The sequence below is a fragment of the Pedobacter sp. UYP1 genome (assembly GCF_040547305.1).
Lineage (GTDB): Bacteria > Bacteroidota > Bacteroidia > Sphingobacteriales > Sphingobacteriaceae > Pedobacter.
The window spans coordinates 69799-95025 of the sequence record NZ_JBEPPL010000005.1; the positions used below are offsets into that span (position 1 = coordinate 69799).

General features: G+C 38.5%; 20 protein-coding genes and 1 tRNA gene. 10 read left to right on the plus strand and 11 right to left on the minus strand.

The window, feature by feature from the left end; translation table 11 throughout:
* Window positions 1-65 precede the first annotated feature (65 nt).
* Window positions 66-1022 (minus strand): aldo/keto reductase, encoded by a 957-nt coding sequence (locus tag ABIB30_RS12375; protein WP_354302437.1) that lies wholly within the window; start codon window positions 1020-1022, stop codon window positions 66-68.
* Between the two features lie 98 nt (window positions 1023-1120).
* Window positions 1121-1810, minus strand: a complete 690-nt coding sequence (gene mnmC2 / locus ABIB30_RS12380) for a tRNA (5-methylaminomethyl-2-thiouridine)(34)-methyltransferase MnmC2 (RefSeq protein WP_354302439.1) — start codon at window positions 1808-1810, stop codon at window positions 1121-1123.
* A 75-nt stretch (window positions 1811-1885) separates the two neighbouring features.
* Between mnmC2 and ABIB30_RS12385 the strand changes: the two genes are divergently transcribed.
* Window positions 1886-2902 carry a lipid A deacylase gene (locus ABIB30_RS12385; protein ID WP_354302441.1) on the plus strand — a complete coding sequence of 339 codons (1017 nt, stop codon included), beginning with the start codon at window positions 1886-1888 and terminating at the stop codon, window positions 2900-2902.
* Window positions 2903-2953: 51 nt separating this feature from the next.
* On the opposite strand, the gene ABIB30_RS12390 is transcribed toward ABIB30_RS12385, so the two are convergent.
* Window positions 2954-4993, minus strand: a complete 2040-nt coding sequence (locus ABIB30_RS12390) for a M13 family metallopeptidase (protein WP_354302443.1) — start codon at window positions 4991-4993, stop codon at window positions 2954-2956.
* A gap of 347 nt (window positions 4994-5340) precedes the next feature.
* On the opposite strand from ABIB30_RS12390, the gene ABIB30_RS12395 reads away from it, so the two are divergent.
* Genes ABIB30_RS12395 through ABIB30_RS12405 form a run of 3 tightly spaced genes read left to right on the plus strand, consistent with a single transcriptional unit; the run spans window position 5341 to window position 10768 of the window.
* A complete protein-coding gene (locus tag ABIB30_RS12395; RefSeq protein WP_354302445.1) occupies window positions 5341-7494 on the plus strand; it encodes a S9 family peptidase in 2154 nt (717 codons plus the stop codon).
* 4 nt (window positions 7495-7498) lie between these two features.
* A complete protein-coding gene (locus ABIB30_RS12400) occupies window positions 7499-8044 on the plus strand; it encodes a GNAT family N-acetyltransferase (RefSeq protein WP_354302447.1) in 546 nt (181 codons plus the stop codon).
* Between the two features lie 51 nt (window positions 8045-8095).
* The gene (locus ABIB30_RS12405) at window positions 8096-10768 is read left to right on the plus strand and encodes a valine--tRNA ligase (protein ID WP_354302449.1); all 2673 of its coding nucleotides are present in this window, start codon (window positions 8096-8098) and stop codon (window positions 10766-10768) included.
* A 586-nt stretch (window positions 10769-11354) separates the two neighbouring features.
* Here the strand turns inward: ABIB30_RS12405 and ABIB30_RS12410 are convergent.
* Window positions 11355-11816 carry a type I restriction enzyme HsdR N-terminal domain-containing protein gene (locus ABIB30_RS12410; protein ID WP_354302451.1) on the minus strand — a complete coding sequence of 154 codons (462 nt, stop codon included), beginning with the start codon at window positions 11814-11816 and terminating at the stop codon, window positions 11355-11357.
* 54 nt (window positions 11817-11870) lie between these two features.
* Here ABIB30_RS12410 and holA point away from each other — a divergent pair, with 54 nt between their 5' ends.
* The 3 genes from holA (at window position 11871) to ABIB30_RS12425 (ending at window position 13891) form a co-directional block, all read left to right on the plus strand.
* Window positions 11871-12896 carry a DNA polymerase III subunit delta gene (gene holA, locus ABIB30_RS12415; RefSeq protein ID WP_354302453.1) on the plus strand — a complete coding sequence of 342 codons (1026 nt, stop codon included), beginning with the start codon at window positions 11871-11873 and terminating at the stop codon, window positions 12894-12896.
* 253 nt (window positions 12897-13149) lie between these two features.
* Window positions 13150-13341 carry a hypothetical protein gene (locus ABIB30_RS12420; protein WP_354302455.1) on the plus strand — a complete coding sequence of 64 codons (192 nt, stop codon included), beginning with the start codon at window positions 13150-13152 and terminating at the stop codon, window positions 13339-13341.
* Window positions 13342-13486: 145 nt separating this feature from the next.
* Complete coding sequence (locus ABIB30_RS12425; RefSeq protein ID WP_068402848.1) at window positions 13487-13891, plus strand: EVE domain-containing protein; 405 nt, start codon at window positions 13487-13489, stop codon at window positions 13889-13891.
* Here ABIB30_RS12425 and ABIB30_RS12430 read toward each other — a convergent pair.
* Both ABIB30_RS12430 and ABIB30_RS12435 read right to left on the minus strand, forming a co-directional pair.
* The gene (locus ABIB30_RS12430) at window positions 13888-15078 is read right to left on the minus strand and encodes a cation:proton antiporter (RefSeq protein ID WP_354302457.1); all 1191 of its coding nucleotides are present in this window, start codon (window positions 15076-15078) and stop codon (window positions 13888-13890) included. The two genes, ABIB30_RS12425 and ABIB30_RS12430, sit on opposite strands and share 4 nt — an antisense overlap.
* 23 nt (window positions 15079-15101) lie before the next feature.
* Entirely contained in the window at window positions 15102-15623 is a 522-nt protein-coding gene (locus ABIB30_RS12435) for an acyl-CoA thioesterase (RefSeq protein ID WP_111635595.1), read from the minus strand.
* Between the two features lie 76 nt (window positions 15624-15699).
* On the opposite strand from ABIB30_RS12435, the gene amyA reads away from it, so the two are divergent.
* Complete coding sequence (gene amyA, locus ABIB30_RS12440; protein ID WP_354302459.1) at window positions 15700-17190, plus strand: alpha-amylase; 1491 nt, start codon at window positions 15700-15702, stop codon at window positions 17188-17190.
* Between the two features lie 53 nt (window positions 17191-17243).
* Here amyA and ABIB30_RS12445 read toward each other — a convergent pair whose 3' ends face one another.
* Window positions 17244-18512, minus strand: a complete 1269-nt coding sequence (locus ABIB30_RS12445) for a type IX secretion system plug protein (RefSeq protein WP_354302461.1) — start codon at window positions 18510-18512, stop codon at window positions 17244-17246.
* Between the two features lie 5 nt (window positions 18513-18517).
* Complete coding sequence (locus ABIB30_RS12450) at window positions 18518-20428, minus strand: ABC-F family ATP-binding cassette domain-containing protein (RefSeq protein WP_354302463.1); 1911 nt, start codon at window positions 20426-20428, stop codon at window positions 18518-18520.
* Window positions 20429-20585: 157 nt separating this feature from the next.
* On the opposite strand from ABIB30_RS12450, the gene ABIB30_RS12455 reads away from it, so the two are divergent.
* A complete protein-coding gene (locus tag ABIB30_RS12455) occupies window positions 20586-21614 on the plus strand; it encodes a quinone-dependent dihydroorotate dehydrogenase (protein ID WP_354302465.1) in 1029 nt (342 codons plus the stop codon).
* Between the two features lie 104 nt (window positions 21615-21718).
* Here the strand turns inward: ABIB30_RS12455 and ABIB30_RS12460 are convergent, their stop codons facing one another.
* The 3 genes from ABIB30_RS12460 to ABIB30_RS12470 form a co-directional block, all read right to left on the minus strand.
* Entirely contained in the window at window positions 21719-21901 is a 183-nt protein-coding gene (locus ABIB30_RS12460) for a spore protein (protein ID WP_068402833.1), read from the minus strand.
* A gap of 38 nt (window positions 21902-21939) precedes the next feature.
* Window positions 21940-22010, minus strand: a tRNA-Cys gene (locus ABIB30_RS12465).
* 49 nt (window positions 22011-22059) lie between these two features.
* Window positions 22060-22809, minus strand: coding sequence for a TrmH family RNA methyltransferase (locus ABIB30_RS12470; RefSeq protein WP_354302467.1), 750 nt, complete (start codon window positions 22807-22809; stop codon window positions 22060-22062).
* On the opposite strand from ABIB30_RS12470, the gene tamL reads away from it, so the two are divergent.
* A complete protein-coding gene (gene tamL / locus ABIB30_RS12475) occupies window positions 22800-25175 on the plus strand; it encodes a translocation and assembly module lipoprotein TamL (protein WP_354302469.1) in 2376 nt (791 codons plus the stop codon). The two genes, ABIB30_RS12470 and tamL, sit on opposite strands and share 10 nt — an antisense overlap.
* Window positions 25176-25227: the final 52 nt, after the last annotated feature.

A 25227-nucleotide genomic window follows, 5' to 3' on the forward strand; every position in this document is an offset into this window, starting at 1 on the left:
GGCTAAAAACAAATGCCCTGCCAAAATAATTAGCAGGGCATGATAAACAGATCGTTATTAGTTTCTTACTCCCATGCACTGGCCTCATCCAATATAGAAATGACTTCTATATCCAGACGTAAAGCTGCTGCCTTGGTCAGATTCTTTAATTGCTCCAGACTGGTTACACTTGCAATCGGTGAAGTTACCGATGGTCTGGCCATTAGCCAGGCCAAAGCAACGCTTGCCACAGAAGAATTGTATTGCTCTGAAACTTCATCCAATGCCTTTAAAATCCTGAAACCTCTTGGGTTCATAAATTCTTTGACCGCACTGCCTCTCTGACTTTTGCCCAGATCTGCCTCTGAACGATACTTTCCGGTTAGAAAACCACTAGCCAGTGAATAATAATTGATTACTCCGACCTGGTGGTCCAGACAAATCTGTTCCAGCTCTTTTTCAAATCCCTCTCTTTTATATAAATTGTATTCAGGCTGGAAACTCTGATACTTTGGCAGGCTCAAACGCGCACTGGTTTCTAAAGACTCCTTAAATCTTTCAGCACTAAAATTTGAGGCGCCTATCCACCGCACTTTTCCTGCTCTGATCAATTGATCATAAGCTTCCAGTGTTTCCTGTACCGGAGTTTCCAGATCATCGTAATGAGACTGATAAAGATCGATATAGTCAGTTTTTAACCTAAGCAGAGAAGCATCAACAGCTTCCAGTATATATTTTTTTGAAAGGCACTTTTTTCCGTCTGGATCCATATTACTACCTACTTTTGTAGCTAATATGATTTGATTGCGGTTATTCCGTGACTTTATCCAATTCCCGATAATAGTTTCAGATTCGCCACCCTTATTGCCCGGTACCCATCTGGAATATACATCAGCAGTATCAATGAAATTAAACCCCGCTGCTATAAAGCCATCAAGAACTTCAAAAGATTTTTTCTCGTCTAATGTCCATCCAAAAACATTTCCCCCAAAAGTTACTGGCGAAACCAGTAAATCTGTATTACCTAATTTTCTTTTATCCATTGTAAATATTTGTTTTTCTTAGTAAGTTGTCTTATCCAAGGTAGCCCTAAAAACAAATCTAAATGGCAAAAGTTCAAGTTTAGTCCGGAATTTGTAAATTAAAACTCTAATGCTTCACCAGGAATTTTAGTTGCACGCAGCATTTCGCGTTTTCCAGGAGCACCAGGAAGCTTTTCAACCTTCATACCGCAACTTTTTAAGGCACGTTTTAGTTTTCCAGTGATGGCATAGGTCACAAAGATTCCATTTGGTTTTAAGAAAGAACAAACATGGCAAATGATTTCATCCGACCACATTTCCGGTTGATGTTGTACAGAGAAAGCATCAAAATAAACCAGATCAAATAGTTTCTCCGCTTTAAAAGCATCCAGCGTAGTGTGTGCTATGGTCAATTCCTGATGTTGATTTAAAGCAGTTGCCGCGCATAATGCAGCTGCATAAACATTCATCAGGCTATCCCAGATCGGCGCAGGCACGTATTGATTATATTGTGTAGAGATTAATTCCTCTTTGCTCAGTGGATAAGCCTCAATTCCAGTGTAACTCAAGGAAAGCCCATGCTCATCTGCATAAGCAGAAGTCAGCAGGAAATTCAGCCCCGTACCGAAACCAATTTCCAGTATAGCTATAGGCTGATTGGGAAAAGTTATTTCAGCCTGTTTTAGTCCTGCATCTATAAATACATGCTTACTTTCCTGTAATGCACCATGTTTAGAATGGTAGTGTTCACCAATGGTTTCGTTATATAAAGTGTTGGAGCCGTCTGCAGTTTGTGTGATGATATTCATTTCTACAAATTTACCACATAAATTCTAAACAAGCTTTGTAGATTAGCGCCAAATTATTAAGATTAAAATACAATTATGAATAAAAAAATCTACCTGATCATTATTGTCTCAATATTTTCAAGTACTATAGCATTCGCACAAGGGAGCCTTGATATCCATTTCAATGGAATGGGCTTTATGGATAACAGGGAGTATAAGGATTACATTTCCAGATCTAATACTTATTCAGGTACCAGGCTCGCGCTTGACCTTGGTTTAAACCTCGACAGTAACAACCACTTTATTGTAGGGGTAAACGGATTACATGAATTCGGTTCCAGCCGCTTTATGAAGGTAGATCCGGTTGCTTACTACAACTATACTAACAAAAACTGGAATTTTAATATTGGTGCATTCTCTAGGGAAGGACTACTTAGTGATTATCCTCGTGCCTTACTAAATGATACTTTGCGCTATTATCGCCCAAATGTACAAGGGATGTTATTAAAATATCAAAATGAGCATTTTACAGAAACCGTATGGATTGACTGGTTAAGTAAACAATCACCAACCGACAGAGAGCAATTTTTGGTAGGATTATCTGGAAAATATCGTCCGGTAACTACAGGGCCTTTTTATGTGACACATTATTTCCAGCTGATGCATAATGCCTATACCTCCAATGAACAAGCTGGTGACCATATAGAAGATAATGGTGGTTTACAAGTTAAATTAGGATTGGATTTTAGTCATAAGACGATATTGGATTCTTTAACAATTGAAGCCGGAGCCTTGATGTCTATTGAAAGAATCAGGGATGTCACAGACCTGAATACCCCAAAAGGATTTGTGGCCAGCGCTTACCTGGGTTACAAACGTTTTGCCTTATATGATGAGTTTTACAAAGGACAGGGATCACATATCAATTATGGAGATGGTTTTTATCAGAATAAAACCTATAACAGACTTGATCTGATGTATACCCCTTTGATTTTCAAAAATATCAGAGGATCATTTGTCTTTAGTTTGCATAATACTCCTTCAAGAATGAGCAGTCAGCAAGCATTCCGGTTAACCTTCGATTTAGGCAGAAAAGTCTTAACCAGGTTTTAAAGAAAAAAGGCCGCTGCAAATCTTGCAGCGGCCTTTTTGATACTAAGATAATTACCAAAGTCGAATTCTGTCTTCTGGTTTTTTGTATAATTTATCGCCAGGTTTCACATCAAACGCTTTGTACCAGGCATCCATATTTACAGGAGCACCAATAGTTCTGAATTCTCCAGGAGAATGCGGGTCAGTTTTAATCAGTTGTGCAGCATTATCCGGTAAAATATTACCTCTCCACACCTGAGCCCACGAAAGGAAGAAACGCTGATCAGGTGTAAACCCATCAATTTTTTCTTCAGACTGTCCTTGTTTCGTTAATTTAAACGCAGTATAAGCAGCATTTAAACCTCCTAAATCACCAATATTTTCACCCATAGTCAGTTTACCATTCACATGAATAGTATCCAATACCGCATATGAATCATATTGCTCACCTAGTGCTTTTGTTTTAGCTTCAAATTTTGTACGATCTTCATCTGTCCACCAGTTGCGCAGATTGCCATCTTTATCATACTGACTGCCACTATCATCAAAACCATGTGACATCTCATGACCAATTACCGCACCAATACCGCCATAGTTGATTGCATCGTCAGCATTTGCTGCGAAGAAAGGAAACTGTAAAATTCCAGCCGGGAACACAATCTCGTTCATCGTTGGACTATAATAAGCATTTACAGTTGGTGGTGTCATTCCAAAACGAGTACGGTCCACCGGTTTGCCCAATTGAGAAACCATATCATTATATCCCCAGGTGCCTACATTTCTAAGGTTTTGGAAATAAGTTTTGCGGTCAATATTCAATCCATCGTAAGTTTTCCATTTATCAGGATAACCGATTTTAGGGACAAAAGCATTTAGCTTAGCCAGCGCTTTTTCTTTAGTCACATCACTCATCCATTCTAACCCCTTAATTCTGATTTCAAAAGCGGTACGCAGATTTTTGATCATTTCTGTCATCCGGGCTTTAGCCTCAGGCTTAAAATATTTAGCCACATATAGTTGTCCCAATAACTCACCGATAGAACCGTCAGTTTTAGAAGACATCGTCTGCCACCTTGGGGTTTGTACCTTCTGACCTGTTTGTGCCTGATTAAAAGCAAATGCTGCTTTTACAAAAGGAGAACTTAAATTCGATGCTGAATTTTTAAGGATGTTCCATTCCAGATAAGTTTTCCAATCTGAAACAGGCACAGTAGTCAGCATATCATTCAGGCTGACAAAAAACTTAGGCGCACCTACTAAAACAGTATCCTGTCCTTTGACCAAAAGTTTTGGTAAAGTGGCAGTCCAGTTAATATTTGGTGTTGTCTTATCGAAATCAGCAACTATAAATTTATTATAGGTCTTGTAAGGATCACGCATTTCAAGGCGTGACATTTGAGCCTCAGCAAGTTTTTTCTCTATAGAAAGCACTGTATTTGCTTTTTGTTTCGCATCTGTTGCAGAACTACCAGTCAAAGTGAACAAAGTAGTCATATAATTCAGATAAGCTTCACGGATCTTTAAAGTCCGGCTATCATCTTTTAAATAATAATCACGATCTGGTAAAGTCGTTCCACCCTGACCAAGTTGTGCTACATACTTATTTACATTTTTCCTGTCTTGTCCTACATAGAAACTATACATCGGAGATCCGATACCAGAAGTACGCATCAGGATAACTTCATCCAGTATGCCCTTAATATCCTTAAGCTTGTTAATTCTGGCAAGATCAGCTTTAATAGGCGTGTAACCTAATTTTTCAATCGTAACGCTATCCATTGCGGCAGCGTAAAAATCACCCACACGTTTCTTTGGTGATCCAGCCGGTGCAGAACGATCTGCAGCAGCCTCTTCAACAATGCCTTTGACCGCATTAATGTTAAAATCTCTTAGTTCATTGAAACTTCCCCAGCGTGTTTCCTTGGCAGGAACAGGGTTATTTTTAATCCAGGTTCCACTGGCATATTCATAAAAATCGTCTCCCGGTTTTACGGTCAGATCCATATTTGCAGGATCAATAAACTTTGTGGGAACCTTTTGTGCATAAGAAGAGTAGCTTGCTGCTAATATTCCTAAGACTGCAAAATAGTTTTTCAGGTGTTTTGTATTCATCAGTTTTTTTAATAAGGCTTGCCTAATCCGCTCAAAATAACAAATGGGATTTACAAAAGCTTATTCTAATGAAAATATTACTGAGCAGCCGGATGCTTGTTCCGCTATCTGTTGAACCAATAATAGAGTTTGGTCAGTCCCAGTTTTTTGATGATTAATCCCGGAAGGAGGAATACTTTGATCGCTTTCATAAAATATAACCAGATGAATTAATTACAGTATTAACATAATTTAACATTTATTATTGTGCTGATACGAAATATTAGTTTATTAAGGTATTTTCCAAATTGGGTAAAATTCATCCCAGTAAGCCATAATTGCTATATTTGGCCATCAAATTTAAATCAATGAAGAAACTAGTTTTATTCGCCGTATTGCTTTCTGCCTCCGTAATTGTGAACGGTCAGCAGAAAAACCTGAGCATGACAGATGCCATGTTCAACGCACGTACGACGCTTGCCCCTCAAAAATTGAAGAATCTGCAATTCCTTTACGGAAAAGAAGATTACGTATATAGTAAAACTGTAAATGGTGGAATAGTTTGGTTTACAGGGAGTGCGGCAGCGAAAGAAGAAAAACTATTACTAAGCTTAACTCAACTCAATCAAAAATTACGTGCTGCAAAACTGGATACACTAAAAACGATGCCCGATATTTCCTTTAATCAGGGAGCAGACTGGATTATTCCTGTTCATGGCGCATCTTTAGCTTATAATCCAGTAAAAAACAGCTTTACCACTTTGATGGACAGTAAACTGGCTGGTCAAAGTAAAGCCGAAAGAAGCGTTTCCGGATATACCGCTTACCTTGATCATTACAATTTATTTGTGGACAATGGCAAAACAGCTAAACAAGTAACCACCGACGGAACGGAGAATATCGTTTACGCGTCTTCAGTACACCGTGATGAATTTGGTATTTCAAAAGGAACTTTCTGGAGTAACCAGGGCAAAAAGCTGGCCTTTTACCGGATGGATCAAAGCATGGTTTCGGATTATCCAATCATTGACTGGACAACCCGCCCGGCAAAAAACATCAATATCAAATATCCTATGGCGGGAGATAAAATCCATGAAGTAACCGTAGGTGTTTATAATGCAGAAACACAAACTGTCGTTTATCTTCAAACAGGAGAACCGGCAGAACAGTATCTAACCAATATTGCCTGGAGTCCTGACGACAAGTTTATTTATATCGCCGTTTTAAATCGCGGACAAAATCATATGGAATTTAAACAGTTTGATGCACAAACTGGTCAATATGTAAAAACACTTTTCGAAGAGCGGGATGAGAAATATGTAGAACCACTTGTGCCTGCATTGTTCCTTAAAAAGGATCCTCAGCAATTTATCTGGCAAAGTAACCGTGATGGATGGAATCAATTATACTTATACCATACAAACGGTAAATTGGTTAAACAGCTGACTAAAGGAAATTGGGAAGTCACCGAAGTCAAAGGCTTCGATGCAACAGGTGAAAATTTATTTTATGTTTCCACCGCAGAATCTCCGATCACCAGGAACTTATATGTCGTAAACATCAAATCTGGTCAGTCTAAAAGAATCACTTCGGGTTTTGCAGTGCATAAAACAGAAGTAAGTACTTCGGGGAATACTGTCCTTGATAATTTCAGCTCTACTAAAAATCCAGGCACTGTCGAACTGCTGGACGTTAAAAAAGGAGCTAAAAAACAAATTTTCCAATCGGCAGATCCACTGGCGAACTATGCTTTAGGTGCGTCATCTATTTTTACGATTAAAGGAAAAAGTGGCGATCCTATCTATTGTAATTTATTTAAGCCTGTAGCGCTCGACAGTACTAAAAAACATCCGGTTGTAGTTTACTGGTATGGTGGTTCACATGCACAATTAATTCTTGACCAGTGGAATGGAGGAGGAAGTAATTACTGGTTCCAATATCTTGCAGAGCAGGGCTTTGTAGTAATGGTCATTGACACCAGAGGAAGTGATAACCGTGGTAAGGCATTTGAGCAGGCGATGTTTAGAAAAGTAGGTGATGTGCAGATGGAAGATATGATGTCTGCAGTAGACTATTTGAAAGGGCTGTCTTATACTGATGAGAAAAACATGGGCTTATTTGGCTGGAGCTTTGGCGGGTTCAATACGGTAGATTTTATGGTGAACCATCCTGGTGTTTTCAAAGCAGCAGTAGCTGGTGGAGCAGTGACGAACTGGAATTTTTATGAGGCTATGTATACAGAACGCTATATGGATACACCGAAAGAAAATCCTGAAGGTTATGCCGCAACCGACCTGACCAACCAGATTCAAAAACTAAAAGGCAAATTATTGCTTATTCATGGATTACAGGATAATGTAGTGCTGCAGCAACATACCGTTGAATTGGTAAAAAAAGCTGTAGATGATAATATACAATTAGATTATATGATTTATCCGGGGCACGAACACAATGTATTAGGTAAAGACAGAACACATCTTTACCAGAAAGTAACAGATTATTTTATGCAAAATCTTAAATAGGAGCATGGTAGTATTGAAATTTTTTACGGAAAGACTAAAACTGAGATTAGTAGAAATGGCTGATCTTGAGGCGATTCATGTATTGCACCATTTAGCTGAAACAGATCAGTATAATACTTTGGGTATTCCTAAAGATCTGGAAGAGACTAATATAATTGTAGATGGCTGGATTAATGACCATCAGAAAAAAACGATCAAGAATTACACTTTTGCTGTAGAGTTTGAGAAAGGTGGTTTTGTTGGACTAGTGTCTCTTAAACTATCCTCTTCTAAATTCAACAGTGCAGAAATATGGTATAAAATCAATGTAGATTTCTGGAATCAGGGCTATGCTACAGAGGCAATCAAAGCGGTAATCCGGTTTGGATTTGACCGTTTGAAATTACACCGTATTGAAGCTGGATGCGCGGTAGAAAACTTAGCCTCTATCCGTGTATTGGAAAAAGCGGGGATGACCCAGGAAGGTAGGAAACGACAAATTTTACCTTTAGTAACCGGCTGGATGGATAGTTTTGAATACGCCATTCTGGACGAAGAGTGGAAAGCCTAAATATTTTCCGCTAAAAACCTTATTTTTGCATTTTAATCAGCAACCCTATAAATGAGCATTTCGACTAAATACGATCCCGCCGAAACCGAAGACAAGTGGTACAGCTACTGGCTGTCAAAAAAGTTCTTTCATTCTGAACCAGATGAACGTGAACCCTATACAATTGTAATTCCTCCACCAAACGTCACTGGAGTATTACACATGGGCCACATGCTCAACAATACAATTCAGGATGTCATGATTCGCCGCGCACGTATGCAGGGTAAAAATGCATGCTGGGTTCCTGGAACTGATCATGCTTCTATTGCTACTGAAGCAAAGGTAGTTGCCATGCTGAAAGAGAGAGGTATCAGTAAAAAAGATCTGACCAGGGAAGAATTCATGGCTTATGCGTGGGAGTGGAAAGAAAAATACGGTGGTATTATTCTGGATCAGCTGAAGAAACTGGGCGCAAGCTGCGACTGGGACCGGACGCGTTTCACGATGGAAGATGATCTTTCGGAATCTGTAATTGATTGTTTTATTGACCTGTATAAAAAAGGAAAAATTTACCGTGGTGTCCGTATGGTCAACTGGGACCCGGCTGGTAAAACTGCAGTTTCTGATGAAGAAGTAATCCGTAAGGAAGTAAATCAGAAATTGTATTATATTAAATATTCTATCGCTCCTGCTACAGGCGCAGATACGGAGTTTTTAACGATCGCAACTACACGTCCCGAAACGATTATGGCTGATGCAGCAATCTGTATCAATCCGAATGATGAGCGTTATACACATCTTAAAGGTAAAAAAGTATTCGTTCCTTTAATCAATCGCGAGATTCCGATTATTGAGGATGAGTACGTAACAATGGATTTTGGTACTGGCTGTTTGAAGGTAACACCTGCGCATGATCTGAATGATTATGAACTGGGTGTGAAACATAAACTCCCGGTAATCGATATCTTAAATGATGATGGTACTTTAAATGAACTTGCTGTTATTCTGGTAGGTGAAGACCGTTTTATTGCTCGTAAAAAGATTGCAGTGTTGCTGGATGAAGCCGGTCATCTGGAGAAAGTAGAAGACTATAAATCGCAGGTTGGGTTCTCTGAACGTACTGACGCTGCGATTGAGCCTAAGCTTTCTTTACAATGGTTCTGTAAAATGGACGAAATGGCAAAGCCAGCTTTAGCTGATGTACTGAATGGTGATGTGAAGCTTATTCCTGAGAAATTTGTGAATACTTACCGCCATTGGATGGAGAATGTAAGAGATTGGAATATCAGCCGCCAGTTATGGTGGGGACAACGTATTCCTGCCTGGTTTGATGATAAAGGAGACTGGGTAGTTGCGAAAACCAAAGAAGATGCCTTAAATGAATTTTTAAAACTTAAAGATATTGATGGCAAGTTTACTGAAGAAGAAGCGAATGGATTTAAACACCAGCTGGCTGCTTTTATCAGACAAGATGATGACGTATTAGATACTTGGTTTTCTTCATGGTTATGGCCGATTTCGGTGTTTAATGGATTGAAGGATCCTGGAAATAAGGATATTAATTATTATTATCCTACAAATGATTTGGTTACTGCTCCTGAAATTTTATTCTTCTGGGTAGCGCGTATGATTATGGCTGGTCATGAGTTTATGGGTAAAAAGCCATTTACTAATGTTTACCTGACTGGTATTGTACGTGATAAGTTAGGCCGTAAAATGTCTAAATCTTTAGGTAATTCTCCTGATCCGATTGGGTTAATCGAGAAGTACGGAGCAGATGGGGTTAGAGTAGGGATGTTATTATGTTCTCCTGCTGGTAATGACTTGATGTTCGATGAGAGTTACTGTGAGCAGGGAAGGAATTTTGCGAATAAAATCTGGAATGCTTTCCGTCTGGTAAAAGGATGGGAGGTTGATGAGACTTTGGCGAATCCTAATGCGCAGGCGATTTTGTGGTTTGAGAATCGCTTTAATGAAGCGTTAGCTGAAATTGAAGATAATTATAAGCAGTACCGTTTGTCAGAGGCTTTAATGACTACTTACAAATTGGTGTGGGATGATTTCTGTGCATGGTACCTGGAAATGGTAAAGCCAGTTTATCAGCATCCGATTGATCCGGTTTCTTTGAAAGCAACGATCGGTTTCTTTGAAAATATTTTGAGTTTACTGCACCCGTTTATGCCATTTATCACCGAAGAATTATGGCACGATGAGCTATTTGGCACAAAAGGGGAGATGGATTGCATTATTGTAGCGCCTTATCCAGTTGTGGGGTCTGCTGATTTACCGTTATTGAAAGATGTTGAAGTTGTCAAAGGGATTGTTGCTGAGGTACGTAATATCAGGAATACAAAACAGATTTCTCCAAAAGAGGGTTTGCCCTTGAGCGTGAAGGTTAATTCTTCTTTAGCTTATACGCAATGGTTGACTATTATTTCTAAACTGGCAAATATTACTGAGATAGATTTTGTAAGTGATAAGGTAGCTGGTGCTGCTGGTTTCATGGTTGGAAATGATGAGTTTTTTATACAGCTGAATGAGACGATTGATGTGGATGCGGAGCGGGAAAGGTTGAATGGAGAGCTTGTGTATTTGCAAGGGTTTTTGAAGTCAGTTGATGCGAAGCTAAGCAATGAAAGGTTTGTACAGAATGCGAAGCCAGAGATTATTCAGAACGAAAGGAATAAGAAGGCTGATGCGGAGGCTAAAGTGAAGATTATTCAGGAGTCTCTTCTGAGTTTGTAAAATAAAAAAGAAGGGGCGTTTTCCTTGCTTACGGTGTGAAGAGCATCCGAAGCAAGGAAAACGCCCTTTTTTTTTATTTTACTACCTGCAATTTAATATGGACCATAGATGGGGGTTACATGTTTGATGTTTAGGTATAAACATGTATAGATGTCTTTGTTTGTTTTTTGATCAGACCCTTTTTAGGATTTGATGTTATATGTAAAGGTTTTTAGGTATTTATATATTTAGGTGTATAGATATCTTTATACTATTGATATCAGGTTTGGTTTAGTGATTATACTTACAAGTGAGTTTCATTGATTCTTAATATTGTTGTTTTAATCTTGTTCTGATGCTTATTTATTCAAGATGCATAGATATCTGTATATATAGATGTATAAATATTTTTATGTGTTTATATCTTTAATCTTAAGCGTTTTTAAGTCTATATTTCTTTAGGTCTATATTTTTAGATATAAAGATTTCAGTGTATTTAGATATCTCTGTATATTGATATGTATTGTTCGTGGCGTTATCAAACGAATATATCTTCTAATGATCGGGCGTATTATAACAGATATACGGTAAGATGGGAGCGAGAAACTTATAGCAAGGAATATTCAGGGAGTTCTTCAATAAATAGAAACTGAGCAGCGACATGATCGATTTGTGCATAACAATGCTTCAAACCATTGGTTACTACAAGCCATTTAGCTTTATGTACGGAGTTATATCTTGCGGCCTGGTCAAATACGCTCTGAGAAATTTTAATTGACGGAGCTTTGCATTCTATGACCATTATTCTTTCTCCACTGGTATTGAAAATAACAATATCAGTTCTTTTCTGAAGCTGGTTCAGATTCAGTCCGCCTTCAATTTGTATCAGAGACTTCGGAAACTTCTTATCTTTTATCAAATAATGAATAAAATGCTGCCTTACCCACTCTTCAGGTGTTAAAACCAAATGTTTCTTCCGCACTTCATCAAATATAAAATACTGTTCTTCCCTCTGGGTTATCCGGAAAGGATGCTGCGGTAAATTCAATGCTGTAGGTGTAAATGCCATTTGTGCAAAAATAACCTTTAAAAATTAGTAATTAGCCGTTACATTTGGATAATTATGACTGCTGCTGATATTATCAAAGACCTCAAAGCTAAAAAATTCAAGCCTGTTTATCTTTTGCATGGTGAAGAACCCTATTATATCGACCAGATTATTCATTATATGGAAGATCATATATTGAATGATATGGAGAAAGGTTTCAACCAGACTGTATTATATGGTAAAGATACAGATATGGCCACGATTTTAAATGCAGCAAAACGCTATCCGATGATGTCAGACTATCAATTGATAGTTGTGAAAGAAGCACAAGACCTGAAATGGTCTAAAGAAACAGAAGGAAGCAGTAAAGAAGCTGAGTTTATTCAGAACTATTTTGAGAAACCACTGGATAGTACTATCCTCGTGCTGGGTTATAAATATGCGAATTTTGATAAACGTAAAAAGATATTCAAATCAATTACTAAAAGCGGTGTGGTCTTCCAGTCGGATCCGGTAAGAGACTACAAGCTGGCACAGTGGATTGAAGAGCTTGTAAAGGGAATGGGTGCAAAAATTGCCCCGCAGGCTTCAGCTCTGATGGCAGAATATCTGGGTGCTGATTTATCTAAAATATCAAATGAGCTGGAAAAATTATTACTGAATATCAGTAAAGAAACTGTCATTGATACTGATCTGGTACAGCGTAATATCGGTATTAGTAAGGAGTACAATGTTTTTGAATTGCAGAAAGCACTGGCTTCGCGCAATGTGCTGAAATGTAATCAGATTATTAACTACTTTGCTGACAATCCTAAAGCCAACCCAATGGTAATGGTGATGGCAAACCTGAACAGCTATTTTTCAAAAATCCTGAAATACCATTACTTGCAGAATAAAGGAGATGCAGCCAAAGAGTTAGGTGTGAACCCATATTTTGTAAAGGACTATGAGACTGCAGCCAGAAATTATAACCTCAATAAAACATTTGATATTATCAGCTTGCTCAGAGAATATGATTTGAAGAGTAAAGGTGTGGATAGCACAGGAAATATTACAGACGGGGAATTACTCAAAGAATTGTTATTTAAGATGATTCATTAGTCTATCAGGGCTGGTTGACGCATGAAAGCCGATCATTAGCCCACGGAATTTATTTTATAAGGCTGAATCTTAAAGGCGTAGCAAATAGATTGGATGATTGTCTTATATTCGGTTGTAAACCAGTTTGTTATGAGGGTGTTTGCCCGGTCTGAGACTAGAAATAATCTTCACTCATTTTTATGCCTCATTTTTCTTCTGTTGCTTGTTGCATCAGCAAAAAACTCAATCGCACAACAGCAGATTATCCGGATCGATGGTACAAAAATCACTACTGATTCCCTCAATAATTATCTGCCCGAACTCATTCGCAGAGCTAATGTTGCTGGATTGGGGGATTACAATTTTCAACCAGAACCGCATCGTCTATAAAAATGCATTTGGTTATTGCCGGGCAGATCAGTATACGCCCTGGAAATGGCAGCGCTATTTTCCTTATAAAAATTAGAAGCCCGCTTTTGATTTTGTATTATTTATTTAACCACATATCCTTTCTCTTTTATTAGTTTTGAATACGAATATACAAGCTCAGGGAAATTGGCATTTGAATGGAAGGCCCCTTTTCCTGTCAGCGCTAATAAAGAATATACAAAATGAATTATTTCTTAGTCAAATCAGAACCTTTTAAATATAGCTGGGAACAGTTTAATAAAGACGGAAGAACCTTTTGGGACGGTGTACGTAACTATCAGGCCCGCAATAATCTCAAATTAATGAAGGAGGGGGATCTTGTCCTTTTTTATCATAGTAATGAAGGCAAACATGTGGTTGGGATAGCCAAAGTAGTGAGAGAGTTTTATCAGGATCCAACTACTGATGATGCAAACTGGGTAGTAGTAGACCTTGTTCCTGTAGAAACACTTAAAAACCCAGTTACCCTGGAGCAGGTTAAAGCTGAAGAAAGCCTTAAAGATATTTCCTTAGTCAGACAAGGGCGTTTGTCAGTGATGGAGCTTAAAGCTACTGAATTCGATAAGATTCTGGAAATGGGCAGCTAAGCAGGTATTTCTGCTTTCGCCATTTTTTTGCTGGCCAAAAGGCCTATACTCATCACTAAACTTGAACCTAATACCACAAGGAACAAGAAAGAAGTACCGATCTCCGGTAGTCTTAATGACGGAGGTAAATTATAATATAATAAAATACTGATCAGTCCGCGGGGAGCAATGACGCTCTCCGTACCACTGTTCTCTTTTCTGAACAGCTTTAAGTAGATGATTCTGATCAGGTAAATGGTCATCAGGATGAAGACACCGTTCATCAGGATGATCCCATTGTTCAGCTCATAGATATTCATTGTAAAGCCAAAAATTACAAAGAAAAAAGTACGGATAATAAAGGCTGTCTCAGCCGATAATTGATGCAGCTGTTCCAGATCCTTTGAGAGGTTCTTGTAAATAAACATACTTCTGAAATAGAAATGTTCAATCGCGTCGGCATTATTTAAAAACAATCCGAAAGAAAGTACCAGTACCAATGACGATAAATGATAAGACTGACCTACTGCATATACCAGGATCAGGATAGAAATAATCAGGAAAAACTTGATATGATGAGAAATCTTACCCATCAAATACAACAGTAAGATGCAGGAAATGATGGATAATATGATAATTAATAATGTGCTTAGGCCCAATCCTGTAAAAGAAGAAATAGAGATATGCGGGTTGGTCACCGCAAAATTGAATAATATAATGCCCAGAATATCTGAGAAGGAAGACTCATAGATAATAAATTCCTTGCTTTTACCTGTTAGCGCAGCGGCGGAAGGAATTGCAATCGCTGAACTTATGACACTAAAAGGGATGGCATTCGTGAAGCAGCGATAAAAATCTTCTCCAGTGATCTGATAAATGATGAGCGTGATTGCGGAAACGGTTGCAGCCAGAATAAAGAAAGCTGAGAGAAAAGCCCCTTTGATCAGCTTATTCTTTTCCCGCTCATACTTTAATTCCAATGCACCCTCAAAAACAATTAAGATCAGCCCCACTGTACCCAGCGTCGGTAATACCTTTAAGAAATCGAAAGTCTGGATATGCAGCTGATCTACCAAAACATGTAAACCGATCCCCAGTAAAAGGAGCAGTAATACTGAAGGTAATTTTGTTTTGCTGGCTACTAAATCAAAGAGATAAGAAAATATGACCAGTCCGCTCAGAATAATCAAGGTAGTGTACGTGGTCATACTATTCGTTTAATTGCTTTTGGTTACTCGTTGAAGAATAAAGCCTTTAGTTCAATGGCATCATTTGCTTTCATTTTGCCGGCTAAAATCAAACGTAATTGTCTTCTTCTTAATGCACCTGCATATAATTCAATCTCATCTTCCGTTTCAGGTAACAATTCAGGAACAGGAATTGTCCGGCCGCTCTGGTCAACTGCTACGAAAGTATAATAAGCCTCATTTGATTTAACACGGGTTCCTGAAGGAATGTTTTCTGCCCATACGTCCATACGTACTTCTACAGAAGTATGAAAAGCACGGGTTACTTTCGCCTCAATGGTAATCACATCACCTAATTTAATAGGCTGTTTGAATGATACATTGTCTACTGAAGCAGTAACAACAATCCGGTTACAGTGTTTTTGTGCTGAAATTGCTGCCGCAATATCCATCCAGTGCAGTAACCTGCCACCCATTAAATTGTTTAGCGTATTGGTATCATTGGGTAGGACCAATTCGTTCATAATCGTGAACGAATTTTTAGGATTTTTTACTATTGTGCTCATATTACTGCAAAAGTAAACAAAATGTGAGACTTCATGTTATCCTATTATTTCCACCCAATTAATAAGCTGTTTATATATGAGTAACCAAACACTGATCCAGTACTTTCACTGGTACTATGACGAAGAACAAAAATTATGGCAAAAAGCTACAGAACAAGCACCTGCACTAAAAGAAATCGGAATTACCGGAGTCTGGTTTCCTCCATCTTATAAATCTACAGAAGGTGCAGATTCTGTTGGTTATGATTGCTATGATTTGTTTGACTTAGGTGAATTTGATCAGAAAAACAGTGTGCCTACCAAGTATGGGACGAAAGATGAATATCTGCAAGCTGTTAAGGCGCTGCAAGAACAGGAGCTTATGGTACTTGCAGATGTAGTTTTTAACCATAAAGCAGGTGCCGATGAACTGGAAAAGATACCTGTACGCAGAGTCGCTGAAGATAACAGAGAAGAATATACTTCTGACGTCTTTGAAATTGAAGCCTGGACAAAGTTCACTTTCCCAGGCAGAAAAGGAAAATATTCTGAATTTATTTGGGATAAAAGCTGTTTCAGCGGAATAGACTGGGCTGAAGATTTACAGGAAACCTCGATATTCTCTATACAAAATGAATACGGAGAAGGTTGGGAAGATGTGCCCTCAGATGAATTGGGTAACTATGATTACCTGATGTTTAATGATATTGAATTCAGAAACAAGGCTGTTCGTGAAGAGTTGAAGCGTTGGGGAGAATGGTATTATGAAACCACAGGGGTAGATGGATTCCGGTTAGATGCTGTGAAGCATATCGCGACAGATTACCTGAAGGAGTGGCTCGACCACATGAATGCGAAGTTTGATAAACAATTCTTTATTATTGCTGAAAACTGGGTAGTCGATGATGTGATGAAGCTGAGGAGTTACATTGACCTCACCGAAGGCAGGATGCAATTATTTGATTCGATGTTACATCTTAATTTTCACACTGCAGCTGATGCCGGCGATACTTATGATCTGAGCAAAATATTTGAAAATACATTAGTAGAATCTCATCCGCAACTGTCAATTACATTTGTAGATAACCATGATTCACAACCGCTGCAAGATCTGGAGACTTATGTTGATTTTTGGTTTCGCCCATTAGCTTATGCCTTAATCCTTTTAAGAGAACAGGGGATACCTTGTGTGTTTTACACAGATTTATATGGTGCGAAATATAATGATCACGATGATGAAGGGAATGAAGCTGAGGTTGAACTGGTTGCATTAGAAAGCCTTCCTTTAATGACTAAACTCCGCAGAGATCTGGCTTATGGTTTTCAACGTGATTACCTGGATCATCCGAACTGTATTGGATGGACAAGAGAAGGAATACCGGAAGTTGAAAATTCAGGCATTGCTGTAGTGCTAAGCAATGGAGAGCAAGGGACTAAGAAAATGGAAATGGGGATGGGACATGCCGGTAAAACATTGATCGATGTGCTGGGTTACAGAAAAGAAGAAGTGACGATCGATGAAAATGGCTGGGCTGAATTCTTTTGTGAAGCCGGAAGTGTTTCTGTCTGGATTATAAAAGGAATTTAAACTTTCGTAAAAAAGGGTTAAAGCTTTAACGAAAAGGGATTTAGACGCGTATATTATTTTTTCTGCAGATTATTAAACAGGCTGTATCCGATGAGTTCATCCCATCTGCTGCCTGGTCTGCGGAAATATACAAAAGCCTGGTAAGTGTTCTCTGTTTCAAAGAAAGAACCTTCCAGAACCGTATAATCTACATTTCCTGTAGTATTGTCTTTCCATACATATTGATAATCGTATAGACCCTGTTTCAAATAGAGACTGCCATAATATTTCTTTTTAGCAGCGACATAACTCAGTTTATTCTCTTCAGTAAGCGTAAAATTATTAAATCTTCCGACTACATAAATATCACCATCCTTACCCGGAGCAACCGTATTTAAACTAAACTGAATATGGCCGTAATCGCTATCGGTGTCATTGTCTATATTATCCTGATTACGGATAAAGAACGCGCCGTTCTCGTCAATTTGCTGGGTATATTTTAATGCAGAACCATTTAGGTCTGTGAATAAAACTACGTTGTTTGTACTATCCGTAAACAGATCCTGCACATGTTCACCTTTATAACGTACACTACGGAAATCAAACTTCCTGAATTCATTGCTCCCCATGAAATTATTGCCATCCAGATCATTATAAATCAGTGAGCCAGGCTTAACATAAGTAGGTTTAGTATTCAACTTTGCCGTCAGCGGATTGCCGTTCTGCATCAGCACCAGTTTAATATCCTGATATGGATTTTGAATTGTATTGGTATAAAGAATGTTAATATTCACCTTCTGATGACTGAATCTTAAAGCCACATCATTACTGGGAATCAGCTCAGACTGAATATTTACCTGTGGATCAGTGATATAAAAACGATGTGATATCACTGGCCTGTTCACATCACCATTTTCATAAACTTTTAACAGGTAATTGCCTGAAATCTTAGGCTTTACCTGGTCATTAGGGAAAGTAAGAGAATAATGGGTGAATTTTTGAAGTGTTTTAGAGGAGTAAGCGTAATCAATAATACGGTCTTCATTCATTCCATCCAGATAATCCAGGACAGATAAATTCGAAGATTTCCAGTCATAGGTGCAATGTTCTACCGTATACCAGTAGTTTTTGCTTCCACCTCTCAGGTCATCAAAAGAAAAGCTCAGCTTTTCTGAACTTCCTAAAGCAATCACCGGGATAGATTGCTCTTTTTGTGTATTGTAAAGCTGTACAGTTTTAATTTGCGAAGAATAAACGTGGTTATCGTAAGTAAATTTCTGCTGCGCCTGCAAAGTTTGCAGACTAAACAAACATAAAAAGAGCAATATTCCGGTTCTGATCATTTTTATTATTCTAATTCCATGATTTCTGCTGCAAGGTTTTCCCATTTATTCTGGGCAGTGTCTAACAGCTGTTTTGCACTCTGATATTTTTTGTTGGCTTCAGCAAGTTTAGCCTGATCTCCATAAACTGCTTCATCAGCAAGTTCAGTTTCAATGGCTTTTACATTATTTTCTAACTCCACAGTTTCCAGTTCGACTTTCTGTAACTGATCATTTAGTTTTTTCAATTGCTGCTGGCTGCTTACCGTAACAGGTTTCGGTTCTGCTTTAGGTTTTACTTCTTTCTCCTGTTTTACAGGGATGCTTTTTGCAACAGGAATCTCTCTTTTACTGTTCCAAACTTCATACTCTGCGTAAGTTCCAGGATATTGTTTGATTTGCTCTTCTTCGATAAACCATATTTTGTTGGCTACGTTATCTAAGAAATACCTATCATGGGATACTGCAATGAATGTTCCCTCAAACTGTTTCAAGGCCTGGATCAGGATATTTACCGATTGGATGTCCAGGTGATTCGTTGGCTCATCCAGAATCAGGAAGTTGGAGTCAGTCGTTAACGACTTCGCCAAAGCAACCCTTGATTTCTCACCTCCTGAAAGGACTTTAATTTTCTTAAATACATCATCTCCGGTAAAAAGGAAACAACCCAGAATAGAACGAAGCTCAGTGTCTGTATGTTTAGGAGCAAAAGCCTGTAACTCTTCCAGTATCGTGTTGCCAAGGTGTAAAGACTCCAGCTGATGCTGTGCAAAGAAAGTAGTCGTTACATTATGTCCTGTTTCACAAGATCCTTCAAAAGCTTCTACGCCAGCAACCATTCTTAATAAGGTAGACTTTCCCTTACCATTGGCACCAATTAAAGCAATTTTATCTCCCTTTTCTATGACAGCTTCTGCATTTTCCAGAATGTCAATATTAGGATATCTCTTCGTTGCATTTTCAATGCGGATTACGTGACGGCCAGAAGGCTTGGTAAATTTAAAGCTGAAGTTTACGGTTGGATTATCATCATCCACATCGTCTACACGCTCCATTTTATCCAGTGCTTTCATACGGGACTGCGCCATTTTAGCTTTACTCGCTTTAGCTCTGAAACGTTCAATCAGTTTTTCTTCCTGTTTGATTTTAGCCTGCTGATTCTTAAATTCTCCTTTTTGGATCTCTCCGCGTAGAGATTTCTCCTCCAGATAATACGTATAATTACCAGCATAGGTCGTTAATTTTCCTTTGCGGGATTCCACTGTACGGTTTACAATCTTGTCCAGAAAGTATCTATCGTGAGATACAATTACAATTGCACCTTCAAATCCTGCTAAATAAGTCTCTAACCATTTAATGGAAGGTAAATCCATGTGGTTGGTTGGCTCATCCAGCAATAGAATGTCGGGAGTCTGTAAAAGGATTTTCGCAAGCATTACACGCATTCTCCATCCTCCGGAGAAAGTATTCAGCGGACGATGCTGATCGGCCGTGCTGAATCCTAAACCTGCAAGGATCTCGTTTGCTTTATATTCAATGTTATAACCATCCAATGCTTCAAACTCCTGTTGCTTATCGCTCAGTTTGTTTAATACATCTTCGGAATAATCAGTTTCTATCTTTTTTAAAAGTTCTTCAATCTCATCATGTATCTGGTTCTGGCGTTCAAAGGCCTCCATCGCAACATGTAAAATGGTATGGTGAGATTCATACGAAAGTAAATCCTGGTTCAAATAGCCTATTTTTAAATCTTTAGACATTGAAATTGACCCGGATGAGGGTGCGTATTCTCCTACTATTATTTTTAAGAGTGTGGATTTTCCCGTTCCATTGGCACCAATAAGGCCAATTCTCTCTCCCGGTTTGATATGCCAGTTCGCCTCGTCGTATAAAGCCCGGGAACCTATAAGGAATGTTAAGTCGTTTATCGAAATCATGTTGGGTGCAAAAATACAATTTTTAGGCGCATATTGTTTGAACACAGTACATATAGCAGTAGATTTCTACGTTTTTATTACAAGTTCATGCGATTTTTGTCTCAAAAGATGAATACAGCAATTGTAATCCTATGAAAACGTTCCTATCTTCGCACTCATGTATCGTTTAATCAAGCCTTTATTTTTCAAATTTGACCCGGAGAAAGTTCATTATTTCGTAGTCCAGCGACTCAAATGGTTTCATGAACACTTTCCTTTAGGTAAAACTATCATCAGAAGTAGTTTTGATGTCCATATCAAAGGATTGGAACGTGAAGTTTTTGGTATCAAATTCAGGAACCCCGTAGGTCTTGCCGCGGGTTTTGATAAAAACGGAGAATACATCGAAGCATTGAGCGACCTTGGGTTTGGATTTATCGAGGTAGGGACAGTAACACCCTTGCCTCAGCCGGGAAATGATCAGCCCAGGATGTTCAGGCTTACTGAAGATGAGGCGATCATTAATAGAATGGGCTTCAACAACAAAGGAGTAGATACGCTGGCAGAACGTCTTCGCGTATTGAAATTGAAAGATAAAAGTATTGTGATTGGCGGGAATATCGGTAAAAATAAAAATACACCGAATGAAGATGCTGTTTCTGATTATGTGAAATGTTTCGATCGCTTATTCGATGTGGTAGATTATTTTGTAGTTAATGTCAGCTCTCCAAATACACCGGGTTTAAGAGCTTTGCAAGAAAAAGAGCCGCTTACCTTATTGCTTAAAACTTTACAGGAACGTAACCATAAAGATGGAATATCCAGACCGATCTTATTAAAGATTGCGCCTGATCTGACCAATGAACAACTGGATGATATTGTGGAGATCGTGATGGAATCTGGTATTGCCGGTGTAATTGCTACCAATACGACTATTGACCGGTCGGGCTTAACTACAGCAGCAGCATTAGCGAACGAAGCAGGCGGGCTAAGTGGCAAGCCTTTAACGGTACGCTCTACTGAGGTGATCAGGTATTTATCTCAGAAATCAAATAAAGCATTTCCTATTATCGGAGTGGGAGGGATTCATTCTCCACAGGATGCTAAAGATAAAATTGAAGCAGGTGCTTCACTGGTGCAATTATATACCGGGTTCATTTATGAAGGTCCTGGTATTGTGAAAAGAATCTGTAAAGCATTGGTATAACAACCAATGCCTTTAAAAAAAATAAGGTATATGCAGAAATATCAGGCATAAAAAAAACCTTTCTGATCTCAGAAAGGTTTTTTTTATGCTTTTAACTTTAGAACTTATGCTCTTAAAGCTGCAGAAAGTTGATCTAATAAAAGATTGTTTTTAGCTAACTGATCTTTTTTAGGTTGTTGTGAACGACTACCTAATTCAATGTTTGTAGCTAGTTTCAAAGTTTTAACTTCTAAACGTGAAGTTGTTTTATTCTTTCTGTCTTTTCTTTTTAGTCTTGTAACTGCCATGGTCTTAACCTTTAGTTTTTTTATTTAATATAAATCTGAGGTCGAGAGCGGATTCGAACCGCTGTACGAGGTTTTGCAGACCTCTGCCTAGCCACTCGGCCACTCGACCTGTTTTGAATTCAGGTTGCAAAAATAGCAATTAATAATTAACCTGCAATTTATTTCTGCAAATTTCTACTAATATCTGCACAAAAGATTGCTGCCGACACCGCAACGTTCAATGACTCAGCTTCTCCAACTCTTGGAATCGTTACCGGATTATTAATTAAAATATTCACTTCATCACTCACACCTTGTCCTTCGTTGCCTAAAATGACAAGACCCTCATTTCCCCATTTTGTTTCGTAAAGACTATTTCCATTCAGCATTGCACCAAAAACAGGAAGCTTAATGTCTTTTAACCATACCGGCAAATCCTGATAACTTACATTTACTCTGCATAAAGAACCCATAGTTGCCTGTACAGTTTTCGGATTATAAATTTCTACAGTGTTCAAAGAACAAATTACATTTTTAAACCCAAACCAATCTGCTGTTCTGATAATGGTACCCAGGTTGCCGGGATCTTGTATACCATCCAGGACAAGGGAAAAATTATTTTGCAGTGTGCTTTTATCGAATGCCGTAGTTTCAGGAATATGAACCAGTGCCAGAATGCCTTGTGGAGCCTGTAAAGTACTAATCTTCTCTAATTCGGCGTTGTTTACTTCAAATAACTTTATATTTGAAGGTAATTTAGGTAGTAAAGACTCATATTGGGCCAGAAAATAGATACTATGGATCTGGTAAGCTGAAGGAATGAATTCTACTATTGATTTTATTCCTTCAATAATAAATAGCCCATGCGCTTTGCGGTACTTTTTTTGATGTAACGATTTTATAAAACTTATCTGAGACTTTGAAAGCATATTCTATTTGTAAAAAGAAATTCCAGTTTCCCGCAATATTACTATTTATTATTCTTTTTGCTGCTGCCTGTTCCTCTACAAAATTTATTGAGAGCAATCAATCAATAGTAAAAGTAGTTGAAATAGACAGCATTCCTTCCAGATATAAAGAAGAAGCAATGAATTATATTCAGAAAGATATTCGTCCTGCATCCCGCCTTGGGATCAATGTAGGGTTGTATAATATATTTTACACTTTGTTTAAAACTAAAGCGGTAGGAAAAAAGGCGCCTGTACTAGATAGCACCCTGGTCGAGATTTCCAGAGGTCAGATTGAAAAATACCTGATGAGCAAAGGGTATTTTATGGCGAAGGTCAAATCTGAGATCAAAGTGAAAAACCAGCGTGCACAAGTTGATTTCATTGCAACACCCGGACCGGCCTTTTTTATAGGGAAAGTAACGACTACTATTCCAGATCCGGCTGTCAGTAAGTTGTATAAAGAGGATAAATCGTTTAATACTCATTTGCATGAAGGCGTTCAATACGATGATGATTCACTTTCAGTTGAACGGGAGCAGATTTATACCATGATGAAAGAACATGGCTATTATGACTTCTCCAGGCCTTATGTGAGATTTGAGGTGGATTCCACCCTGAATAAGAGTCGGGCCAATGTAGCGCTCTTTATTGATACTCCTGCAAATAAAGGAAGTCATACGCAATATATGATTGGTGAAACCAATATATTGGTTGCGCCTTCGACCGAAGGTTTCACGGATTCAATTACTTTAAATCCACGTATTTTCAGAGGTATCCGTTACACGGATCTGTCTAAACGTTTCAGGAGAAACCCAATTGTCAGGTACGATTTCTTAAAACAAGGTGAGGTTTATGATATCAATAAAGAGACATTAACCTATGACCGCTTATATGAGCTGAATGTTTTTAAAAACGTGAAGATCGAATATGTAAAATCTAAAGACAGTGCAAATATTCTGAATCCGCTGATTCAGTTAACGCCGCAAAAGCGGATGAGCAACAGGGTAGAAGGAGAGGTTCCTTTTAATGCTGGTACAGTAGGGTTTACCCTGAGTAATACTTATACAAATAATAATATCTTCAGAGGAGCAGAACGTTTTGAATTCCAGGTAAAAGGCGGCCTTCAATCCAGGATCGGACAGGGAGGTTCATTATTCAGTGATATTTACCAACGTGATTTTTCTGTGAGTGCCAACCTGGCGGTGCCCAGGCTGATGGTTCCATTCAGTATTCCGCTGATGGGAAAAAATGGAATGCCAACAACCACTTTTTCTACAAGTTATATCTACTCTCTGCAGAAAGATTTCTTTGTACGCAGGGCATTATTAAATTCTATCACCTATGAATGGGTAGAGACAAAGTCGAAGCTTCACTCTTTTACACCGCTCAATTTTGAATACAGATTTGGAGGGTTATTAATTGATACGACTACCATAGATGGCAGAACTACTTTCCTGAACAATATTTACAATATCAACCTGCTGACCAGAAAAGATCTGACCATTGGGATGAAATATGCTTATTCCCTGAATGCCAATAAGCTACTGCTCGACAAAAGCTTTATTTATTTCCGTGGAAATATAGATATCGCTGGTAATATGCTGGATGGGATTTCCAGAATTATTGATACGAAGCATGATCCTTCTAAGGGAGATTACGCGAAGATTCTGGGTTTACCTTTTAATCAGTATGTGCGTCCCGAAGTCGATATACGCTGGTATAAAAGCTTAGGTTTAGACAGGCAGTTTATTGCGCGTATTAATGGCGGTGTCGGAGTCGCTTATGGTAATTCTGTAGCAGTTCCTTTTGAGAAATTATTCTTTGCTGGTGGTGCCAGTGGGGTTAGAGCCTGGCAAGCCAGAACTTTAGGTCCTGGTAATTATAACCGCGGGATCAGTCTGCCTACAGAACAACAGCGGAGAATCTCTTATGGTATAGATCAATTGGGCCAGATGCACATTGAAGCTAACCTGGAATACCGTTATAAATTAATTGATAACTTCTTTGGCGCGAAGCTTAAAGGTGCCGTATTCCTGGATGCTGGTAACGTATGGAATATATCTCCGGGCAACCCAAATCCTGAAACCTATTTTAATTTTAAAAACCTGGGCAATCAGATTGGTGTAGGTACTGGTGTAGGGTTCAGATATGATTTACAATATTTTGTCTTTAGGTTTGATGTCGGTCTGAAGTTGAGAGATCCTCAGTTTGAACCTAAAAACCAGTGGGTGATTGAGAAGTTATTTAGCGGAAGGAAAGAGTTTCAGGACGCTTATAAACTGGCTAACAGTCCAGATAGTTACCGGTTTTTCCAATACAATTTTGGGATAGGATTGCCGTTCTAAAAAACACAAAAAAAGAGGGGTATATCAAATGATATACCCCTCTTTTTTTGTG